A 1991-nucleotide genomic window follows, 5' to 3' on the forward strand; every position below is an offset into this window, starting at 1 on the left:
CCCGCGTGCCCGGCAGCGACCGGTACCGCAAGCCCCGCCTGTTCGTGGCCACCTTGCGATATTCCCGTGCCAGTTACCGGTGCGTGGTCTGGAAGTCCAGTCAGCAGATCTGGGCCGAGCTGCACGAGCAGGCCCTGCGGTACTTCGGGGGCTGCCCCCAGTACGTGGTGCTGGACAATCTGAAGGAAGGCGTCCTCAAGCCCGACCTGTACGAGCCCGATCTCAACCCGGTGTACGCCGCCGCCTTGGCGCACTATGGCGTGGTGGCCGACCCGGCGCGGGTGCGAGACCCCAACCGCAAGGGCACGGTGGAGCATGCCATCGGCCACACCCAGGCCACGGCCTTGAAGGGTCGGCGCTTTGAGTCCATTGAGGCCCAGAACGAGTTCCTGGCGCACTGGGAGAAGAGCTGGGCATCCAAGCGCATCCACGGCACCGAGCGACGCCAGGTGCAGGCCATGTTCGAGGAGGAGCGCAGCCACCTCAAACCCCTGCCACTGCTGGGCGTGCAGTATTTCGACGAGGCGGTGCGCACCGTCTGCGACGACAGCTGTGTGCGGGTGGATCACAGCAGCTACGCCGCCCGCCCGGCGCCCATCGGCTCCAAGGTGTTGGTGCGCATCTACGCCCAGCGCATCGAGATTCGTGACATGCACACACGTGCCTTGCTGCGCACCCACGCCAAGGCCGAGCGTCCCGGCACGGTGATTCTGCCCATGGAGGAGCGGGTGTTCAATCCGTCTCGCGAGACCCGCCTGATCCTGCGTCAGGCCGGCGAGATTGGTGAGCACGCCAGCCGGCTGTGTGAGCTGCTCTTTGCCATCGAGGGTCGTGTCGGGCAGCGCAAGCTCTGGGGCATTGTGGGACTCATGCGCCGTTACCCGGCGCACTGCATCAATGCCGCCTGCGCCCAGGCCCTGGAGCAAGGGGTCTACAGCTACAAGCGCGTGCTGGCGCTGACCGAAGCCCTCTTTGCCCAGGCGATGGCGGCCATCGAGGCTGCCTGCGGCGAAGCACCCGCCGCCGGTGCCCACGCGCTGACGCAGCAGCATGAGCTCATCCGAGACGCTGAGGAGTACAGCGATCTCTTCGCGCTCGCCGCCGCCACGGCAAACACCACCACCACCAACAACACCACCAACGCACCGGGAGTTCAGCCATGAACATGATCGAGATCGAACGCGCGCTGCGCGAGCTGCGCCTGTCCGGCATCGCCGAGACCCTGTCCACCCGCGTGATGCAGGCCCAGGCCGCCCAGCAGCCTTTCCTGGAGACCTTCGCCGCCATGCTGCAAGACGAGCTGGACCGCCGGCGCTCTCGCCTGACCGAGCGCCGCTTCAAGCGCTCGGGTCTGGATGAGCGCCCCTCGCTGGCTGACTTCGACTGGCGTTTCAACCCGAAGCTGCCGCGTAGCGCCTGCTTCGAGTTGCACACCCTGAAGTTCATCGGCGAGGGGGCCAACGCGCTGATCATCGGCAAGCCGGGCACCGGCAAGAGCCATGTGGCCAAGGCCGTGGCCTACCAGGCAACGCTGCAGGGCTATGACGTGCGTTACCTGGAAGCCGACACCGAGTTCGCCCGTTACGCGCTGGCCACTACGGCAGAGCGCACCGAGCTGCTCAAGGACTGGGTCGCGCCGGACCTGCTCGTCCTCGATGACCTGTTCCTGGCCAGACGCATCAGCGAGCATGCCGCTGAAGTCCTGCAGGCCATCGTGCACCAGCGCTACAAGCTGCGCCGCGCTGTTCTCATCACGTCCAACCGCGTGGTGCAGGACTGGGGCAAATACCTCGGCGACGCCACCATGGCCAGCACCATCCTGGATCGGCTCATGCACCGCTGCGCGATGCTGGAGTTCGAGGGCAAGAGCTTCCGCCTCAAGGAGGCCGCTGCACGCATCGCCGTCACACCCGAGTCGTCATAATCCGACCGTCCTGCCTGGGGGAATTTGGGGTGGCCAAGGGTGGGGGAATTTGACCTGGCCATCGGGG

The 1991-nt window shown here is 66.4% G+C and carries 2 protein-coding genes; both read left to right on the forward strand.

Features of this window, described 5'->3' with window-relative positions; translation table 11 throughout:
* Positions 1-1163, forward strand: a 1163-nt coding sequence (gene istA, locus K225_RS21335) for an IS21 family transposase (RefSeq protein ID WP_034713515.1), incomplete at its 5' end; no start/stop codon positions are given.
* Positions 1160-1924 carry an IS21-like element helper ATPase IstB gene (gene istB, locus K225_RS0119095; protein ID WP_026437815.1) on the forward strand — a complete coding sequence of 255 codons (765 nt, stop codon included), beginning with the start codon at positions 1160-1162 and terminating at the stop codon, positions 1922-1924. The genes istA and istB, both read left to right, overlap by 4 nt.
* Positions 1925-1991 lie beyond the last annotated feature (67 nt).

It is taken from the genome of Acidovorax sp. JHL-9 (assembly GCF_000426205.1).
Taxonomy (GTDB): domain Bacteria; phylum Pseudomonadota; class Gammaproteobacteria; order Burkholderiales; family Burkholderiaceae_C; genus Acidovorax; species Acidovorax soli.